The 7,763-nt window shown below is 74.2% G+C and carries 5 protein-coding genes; 3 read left to right on the top strand and 2 right to left on the bottom strand.

Going from position 1 to position 7,763, the window contains the following annotated elements; genetic code table 11:
* Nucleotides 1-132 precede the first annotated feature (132 nt).
* Nucleotides 133-1,908: a penicillin-binding transpeptidase domain-containing protein gene (locus ACFCX4_RS15335; protein WP_376142502.1), complete on the top strand. Its 1,776-nt coding sequence runs from the start codon at nucleotides 133-135 to the stop codon at nucleotides 1,906-1,908.
* 18 nt (nucleotides 1,909-1,926) lie between these two features.
* On the opposite strand, the gene ACFCX4_RS15340 is transcribed toward ACFCX4_RS15335, so the two are convergent.
* A complete protein-coding gene (locus tag ACFCX4_RS15340) occupies nucleotides 1,927-3,363 on the bottom strand; it encodes a glycosyltransferase 87 family protein (protein WP_376142504.1) in 1,437 nt (478 codons plus the stop codon).
* 207 nt (nucleotides 3,364-3,570) lie between these two features.
* Nucleotides 3,571-5,061: an APC family permease gene (locus ACFCX4_RS15345; RefSeq protein ID WP_376142506.1), complete on the bottom strand. Its 1,491-nt coding sequence runs from the start codon at nucleotides 5,059-5,061 to the stop codon at nucleotides 3,571-3,573.
* Nucleotides 5,062-5,507: 446 nt separating this feature from the next.
* On the opposite strand from ACFCX4_RS15345, the gene ACFCX4_RS15350 reads away from it, so the two are divergent.
* Nucleotides 5,508-6,830 carry a VWA domain-containing protein gene (locus ACFCX4_RS15350; protein ID WP_376142508.1) on the top strand — a complete coding sequence of 441 codons (1,323 nt, stop codon included), beginning with the start codon at nucleotides 5,508-5,510 and terminating at the stop codon, nucleotides 6,828-6,830.
* 2 nt (nucleotides 6,831-6,832) lie between these two features.
* Nucleotides 6,833-7,705 (top strand): peptidase, encoded by an 873-nt coding sequence (locus ACFCX4_RS15355; RefSeq protein WP_376142510.1) that lies wholly within the window; start codon nucleotides 6,833-6,835, stop codon nucleotides 7,703-7,705.
* The last annotated feature ends 58 nt before the right edge of the window (nucleotides 7,706-7,763 follow it).

Raw genomic sequence — 7,763 nt, forward strand, 5'->3', positions numbered from 1 at the left:
CGTACCAGATCCGTCACAAGACCCCGTCCTTTCGTCGGCGCACGGAGTCCGGCTGCCTAGGCTGGACTCCGAACGCGCATCCGGCCACCTCCGGCTGCGGCCCGACCGCCTGATCCCTGGGGGCACAACACCATGCGCAGTGGCGCGAAGACCGGCATCATCACCGGCGTGGCCGTCGCCATGCTCGCGGCGGGCGGCTACGGGGCCTACAGCCTCGTCGGCGGCTCGGACGGCGGGGACGCCCCGGCCGCCAAGAAGCAGCGCACGGTGGTCGCCGAGCCTCCGACCGCCGAGCAGGCCGCGGCGGGTGCCAAGGACTTCCTGGAGGCGTGGGCGGCCGGTGACCTCGCCAAGGCCGCCTCGCTGACCGACGACCCGGCGGCCGCGACCACCGCGCTGACCGCGTTCCGGGACCAGGTGAAGCCGAGCGCGCTCACGCTGTCCCCGGCCGGCCCGGCGACCCCGGCGGCCTTCGCCTCGGCGACCGGCACCCCGGCCCCCGCCGCCAAGACCCCGGGCGCGACCGCCGCGGCCACCCCCGGTGCCCCGACGGGCGGGCCCACCGACTCCCCGTCGGGCGGCGCGGGCGCCGGCCCGACCGGGACGCTGATGGGCTTCAAGGCCCGCGCCGAGTTCGAGGGCACCAACCGGGTCTGGGACTACAACGGCTTCCTGGGCGTCGTGAAGATGAGCGACAACACCCCGGCCGTGCACTGGGCCCCGTCGGTGATCCACCCCCACCTGGCCCCGGGCGAGACGATCGGCGTCCAGCCGCTGCCGCCGCTGGCGGGCAACGTGGTGGACCGCAACAACAAGGCGCTGAACAGCCCCTCGATCACCCCGCTGGTCCCCACCCTGCAGGCCAAGGTCGCCAAGCTGCTCGCCGAGCAGAACAAGGACCAGAACGACAACGGCACCGGCGTGGTGATCACCAACGCGGCCGACCAGAACAGCGCTCCCGACCGGTTGTTCACCATCGTCGACCCCAAGCCGCCGAAGCCGTTCAAGCTGACCATCGACGCCAACCTGCAGACCGCCGCCGAGAAGGCGATGACCGACCTGGGCGGCAAGAAGGGCTCGATCGTCGCGATCGAGCCGAGCACCGGCCAGGTGCTCGCCTTCGCCAACGCTCCGGTCACCGGCCTGAACCGGGCCTTCCAGGGGCAGCTCGCCCCCGGGTCCACGCTGAAGATCCTCACCTCCACCGCCCTGCTGGAGGCCGGGATCAACCCGGACACCCCGGTGCCCTGCCCGGTGCTGAGCAGCAACCCGAAGAAGATCCCGAACTCGTTCCCCGACCCGTTCCCGAACAACACCCTGCAGCAGGACTTCATGCAGTCCTGCAACACCGCCTTCATCGACCAGGGCCTGACCAGCCTCAAGCCGGGCGCGCTGACCACCACCGCCAAGGACGTGTACGGCATCGGCCTGAACTGGCAGACCGGTCTGCCCAGCTTCGACGCCGTGGTGCCCGACGCCGGCACCAACAAGGACGAGCAGGCCATGCAGTCGATCGGCCAGGGCAAGGTCCAGATGAACCCGCTGGCCATCGCCTCGATCACGGCCACCGTGCAGAGCGGCTCCTTCAAGCAGCCCGTCCTGGTCGCCGAGCTGCCGCAGCAGAAGGCCCCCCGCGACATGAGCGCCGACGTCGCCGGCAAGCTGCGCCAGATGATGGCGGCCACCGCCACCGGCGGCACGGCCAAGGACGTGATGGCCGGGATCTCCGACAACGCGGGCGCCAAGACCGGCTCCGCCGAGGCGACCGGCATCGCCACCACCAACAGCTGGTTCACCGCCTACCGGGGCAACCTCGCGATCGCCGCCGAGGTCGAGGGCGGCGGCCACGGCGTGGACGCCGCCGGTCCCGCCGTCGCCGCGATCATCAAGGCCGCCGGCAACCGCTGACGCCCGACCGGACCCGCCCTACCGCGTCGTCGGCAGGGCGGGTTCGGCCTTGCTGAGCAGACAGGCCGACGGGACGGGCGGCCGGGCGCTCCACCGCCGGGCCGCCAGCCGCGGCCAGATCACCAGCACGGCGGGCAGCGCCAGGTAGCCGAACCGCCCGGCCGGCGCCAGCATGAACGCGATCGCCAGCCCGCCGGCCAGCAGGTCGGCGGCGGCGATCGCGGAGACCGGCGGCCGGGCCAGCAGCCAGACCGTCACCCCGAGGCCGCCGACGGTCAGCAGCACCAGCGACGCGGTGTGCCCGGTGGGCCCGAACCCGGCCAGCACCTTGCCCGGCAGCGGGCTGCCGGCCGGCGTCTGGATCGCGGTCAGCCCCAGCGGGAAGCGCACCACCTGCTCGCGCAGTTCCTCGGCCCGCGCCAGGGCGTACGGCACCACGACGGCGGACGCCGCCCCCAGCGCGGTCAGCCCGGCCCGGGCCGCGGGCCGGCGCCCGTAGAGCCGCCAGAGCAGCAGGACGGCCACCGGCAGCGCCGGCCAGACCGTCCACTTCAGTGTCCCGGCCAGGGCCAGCACCAGGCCGGCGGCTATCGTCCGGTCCCGTTCGGCCAGCGCCATGGCCAGGCAGCAGAGCCCGATCAGCGGCAGGTCCACCCCGCCGCCGACCAGGGCCAGCGCGACCAGCGGCGAGGCGGTGAGCACGGCCAGCGGCAGCAGCGGCGCGCGGTCCCGGGTGGGCCGCAGCAGCCGCCAGCTCACCAGCAGGCAGACGACGAACGCCGCCGCGAACCAGATCCGGGCGTCCCCGGCCAGCCGGACGAACGCGTTGCCGTCGCCGAGCAGCGCGTGGGGCACCCCGAACAGCGACATCGCCGGCAGGTACGGGTTGAAGTCGGTGACCGTCTCCGGGTGCGGCAGATAGGGGCTGCCGGTGGTGAAGAGCAGGCGCGCGGAGCGCTCGACCACCATCACCTCGGACTGGTGGCGGCCCTGCAGCACGAGGACCACCAGCGGCACCAGGACGGCGCCCAGCAGCCCGGCCGCGGCCCCGGCGCGGGCGGCGGCCCGGCGCGGCAGGACGAGGCAGAGCAGTCCGGCGAGCAGGTAGGCGGGGGCGGCCAGGGTGCCCCAGAGCCGCTGGTTGGGCAGGTCGGAGACCAGCGGGAAGCCGGCCGCCCAGCCGGCCGCGACCAGACAGCCGAGGAACTGGAGGCCGCGGTGGCCGGCGAGACCGGCCGGATCGGGCCGGCCGGGCGGGGGCGGCGGTCCGCTCCCGCCGCGCTGGCGGGGGAACGGCCGGCGGACCGGGCCGCCGCGCGGCCTGCGGCGGCCGGGCGACGGAACGGCCGGAGGGACGACGGGGGGAACGGCCGGCGAAGGCGGTCCCGGGGTCTCGCTCCGGCCGGTGAAGCGGCCGCGCGGGCGGGAGAAGCCGGGCGTGCGGGTGCTCACCATGGTGGAAGGTTATGGCCGGGGGTGGTGCCCTGTCGCCATGTCGGCGGCGGGAGTGTCCGCCGTACCGGACACCGCTCGCGGCACCTCACCGGAGACCGGTGCGCCGCCCGCTCCGGGGGCCCCGGCGGATCCGCCGGCGCCGGACACGGACGGGACCGCCGGGGAGCGGAAGCCCCCGGACGGCCCCGGCCGTGACGCGGCACCCGCTCAGCCGGCCCCGGTCCCGGAACCGGCCCGCGCCCCCTCGCCGGACTCCAGCCTGGAGTGCCTGATGCTGTAGCCGAAGTACACGACCACCGCGACGACCAGGGCGATCGCTCCCGCCCGGAAGGTGTCCGCGTGCAGGCCGGTGATCAGGTAGACGCAGAACCCGACGCTGATCAGCGGGACCACGGGGTAGCCCGGCACCTTGAAGCCGCGCGGCAGGTCGGGCTGGGTGCGGCGCAGCACGATCACACCGATCGCCACCACCGAGAAGGCGATCAGGGTGCCCAGGCTCGTGATGTCGGCCAGCACGTGGAGCGGGACGAACGCGGCCAGCGCGCCCACCCCGAGGCCGACCACGACGGTGTTCCAGACCGGGGTGCCGGTGCGCGGCGAGAGCTCCGCGAAGCGCCCGGGCAGCATGCCGTCGCGGCCCATGGAGTACAGGATGCGGGTCTGGCCGTAGATGACCACCAGGGTGATCGAGAAGATCGAGACGATCGCGCCGACCGCGAAGAGCACGGCCGGCCAGCTCTGGCCGGTGATGTCCTGGAGGATCTGGGCGAGGCCGGCCTCCTGGCCGTCGAACTTCTCCCAGGGCTGGGCGCCGATGCCCGCGAGGGCCACCAGGATGTAGAGCACGGTGACCACGACCAGCGAGATGATGATCGCCATCGGCAGGGTGCGCCGGGGGTTCCTGACCTCCTCGCCGGCGGTGGACACCGCGTCCAGGCCGATGAAGGAGAAGAAGATGCTGGAGGCGGCGACCTGGACGCCGCCGATGCCCAGCGGCATGAACGGGGTCAGGTTGCCGGAGTGGAAGCCGGTCAGCGCGACACCGATGAAGAGCAGCAGGATGAGGATCTTGACGGCCACCATCGCCGCGTTCACCTTGACCGACTCGCTGACGCCGCGGATCAGCAGGAAGCAGACCATGGCGACCAGCAGCAGCGCCGGCAGGTTGAACCAGTGCCCCTCGCCGGGAGCGCCCGAGAGCGCCTCGGGGATCTCGAAGCCGAAGGCCAGGTCGAAGAACTTGTTGAGGTACTCCGCCCAGCTGACCGCGATCGCGGAGGCCGAGACCCCGTACTCCATGAGCAGGCAGATGCCGACGGCGAAGGCGACGCCCTCGCCGAGGGTGGCGTACGCGTACGAGTAGGAGGACCCGGAGACCGGGATGGCGGAGGCCATCTCCGCGTAGCACAGCGCGGTGAGGCCGGCGGTGACCGCCGCGATCACGAAGGACAGGATGACGGCCGGGCCGGCCGAGGGCACCGCGCTGTTGAGCACGAAGAAGATGCCGGTGCCGATGGTGGCGCCGATGCCGATCGCGGAGAGCTGCCAGAGCCCGATCGAGCGGCGCAGGTGGATGCCGGAGCGTCCGCCCTCCTCGGGCGCACCGGCGGGAAGGCTGTCGCGGCCCTCGCTCTCGGCGATCAGGGTGGAGACGGGCTTGCGCCGGGCGAGGCGCGTGCCGAGCGTGTTGCTGGCCAAGACGAGGGTCCTTCTAGGCGGGGGAGGGTGTCCTAGGTGCCGGTCGCTCGACGCGCCGGGGGGGTGTCATCGGGGACCAACCGAACAAAGATGGGACAGTACCCCGCGAAAGCACCAGTGTCGCAAACGAACAGTCCCGTCGCGCGCATTGTACGAACCGTAGAAATCTCCGCCGCGAACCGGACACTTCGTGGACGGTGGACCCTTCGCCCGCCCGGCAGGGCGACAGGCAGGCGGGGCCGGCGGGGTCCCGCCCGGACGGCGCCGCCCGCCCGGCGCGCCCCGGGCCGCCCGGGTCCGCGGACCTCCCGCCGCACGACCCCGCGCACCCCGGCGCACCGCCGCCCCGATCCCCCACCGGCGCCCGTGAGTTCGCGCCGGAGCCGGTCCGTCCGCGCACAGCCGCACGTTGGCCACGGCGAACTGATGATCCCTAGGATCGGGCCGTGAATACCGGACGACGACCGAAAACCAGGCTCGGCGGCCTGCTGGCCGCCCTGGCGATAGCGGGCGGGGCGCTGCTCAGCGGCCTGCCCGCCCACGCCGACGAACCATCAGCGGGCGCCGCGGGCAGGGAGGCCCCCCGGGTCGACCTCGTCCTGGACGTCAGCGGCTCCATGCGCGAGGCCGACATCCAGGGCAAGACCCGCATCGCGGTGGCCCAGCAGTCCCTGAACGACGTCATCGACGCCCTGCCGGCGGAGACCGAGTTCGGCATCCGCACGCTGGGCGCCAACTACCCGGGCAACGACAAGGCCCAGGGCTGCCAGGACACCAAACAGCTCTTCCCGGTGGGGAAGACCAACAAGACCGAGGCCAAGACCGCCGTCGCCACCCTGCGGCCGACCGGCTTCACCCCGATCGGCCTGGCCCTGCGCGGCGCCGCCCAGGACCTCGGCAAGGGCGAGACCACCCGCCGGGTGGTGCTGATCACCGACGGCGAGGACACCTGCACCCCGCCCGACCCGTGCGACGTCGCCCGCGAGCTCGCCTCCCAGGGCATCCACCTGGTGGTCGACACCCTCGGCCTGGCGCACGACGACAAGACCCGCCAACAGCTGCAGTGCATCGCCAACGCCACCGGCGGCAGCTACACCGACGTGCGCACCCAGGAGCAGCTCACCGAGAAGGTGAAGCAGCTGGTCGACCGCTCCAACGACACCTACGCGGTCGCCCCGGTGAAGACCGCGGGCGGCGACACCTGCGCGTCCGCGCCGGTCCTCACCCCCGGCGTCTACAGCGACCGCGAGAAGTTCTCCGAGCACCGCGTCTACCGCGTCCCGGTCAAGGCCGGCCAGGAGCTGCGCGCCTCGGTCAGCGTCGCGCTGGACCGCGCGGTGGCCCGTGACTACGGCGTCCTGCTGCAGGCCACCAGCGCCACCGGCCAGGAGCTGGTGCGCGGCACCGACGCCGGCAGCGGCCGCACCGACGTGATCTCCACCGGTCTGCGCTGGTCGCCCGACGACTCCGAGGGGTACGCCACCGCCACCGCCACCGCCTCGGCCTCGCCGAGCGGCAAGCCGGAGACCACCGTCTGCCTGGTGGTCTCCAACTCGCTGGCCCCGCAGGCCGGCGTCGCCGCCGACCCCGGTCTGCCCCTGGAGCTGACGGTCGACCTGACCGCCGCCTCCCCCGCCCCGGACGGCCCGGCGATGGGCCTGGGCCGCGGCTGGATCCTGCTGCTCGTGCTCACCCTGGCCGGCCTGCTGACCGGCCTGCTGTTCGGCTGGATCGCGCGCTGGCGGATCGCTGTCTGGCAGGAGAACTGACCATGCGTACGACCTTCCTCCGCACCGCCGTGGCCGCGCTGGCCCTGCTTCCGGCGCTCGCCCTCACGGCCCCCGCCGCCTCGGCGGCCTCGCCCTCGCCGGGCGCGAGCGGCACCCCGGCCCCGGCCAACAAGGCCGGCGCCTCCTTCCTGACCGCCGTCAACCTGGCCTCCGGGCAGGACGCTAACGTCGCCGTCTCCACCGGCGACTACCTGTACTGGGCGTTCGGCGCCGCCGAGGGCCAGACCGCCAAGGTGGACCTGACGGTCACCCTGGCCCCGTCGGCCGACCGGCACGGCCCGCAGACCTGGAGCGTCGAGCTCTTCGACGGGCTGCGCCGCCGCCAGTCCTGCACCGACGGCACCCAGAACGCGACCGCCGAGCAGGCCACCGGCTCGCTGACGCTCAGCTGCACCCTGCGCGAGGTCCGTTCCTGGGCCGAGCCGTGGTCCGGGGACCCGCTGCCGGGCACCTACTACGTCCGGCTCTCGGTGCCCTCCGCCGAGCAGCCCGACCTCGGTCTGGCCGCCTCGGTGAAGCTGCACGTGGCGGCCAGGGGCGACACCGACAACGCCCAGCCCGAGGGCGGCGAGCTGAAGGCCCCGCTGGTCCCGCCGGCCGGCGGCGGCGCCGCGACCGCCAAGGCCGCCGCGCCGGAGGAGCCCGAGGAGCACTGGTACACCGGCTGGTTCTCCGGCTGGAACGGCCGCTGGTTCTGGACCCTGGCCGGCGGCGTCCTGGCCGCCCTGGCGGGCGTCGCGGGGTACACCCTCACCCGCTACCCGCGCGGCCGCCGCCCGGCCCGCTACGGCTCCGTGCCGCCGCAGTCCGGCGCCCCGCAGCCGGGCCCGTACGCGGGCTCCGACCGCCCCTGACCCGTCCGGGGTGAGCGCCACGGCGGAGGGCGCGGGGACCTCCAGCCGTTCGGCCAGC

Source organism: Kitasatospora sp. NPDC056327 (assembly GCF_042261735.1).
GTDB lineage: Bacteria > Actinomycetota > Actinomycetes > Streptomycetales > Streptomycetaceae > Kitasatospora.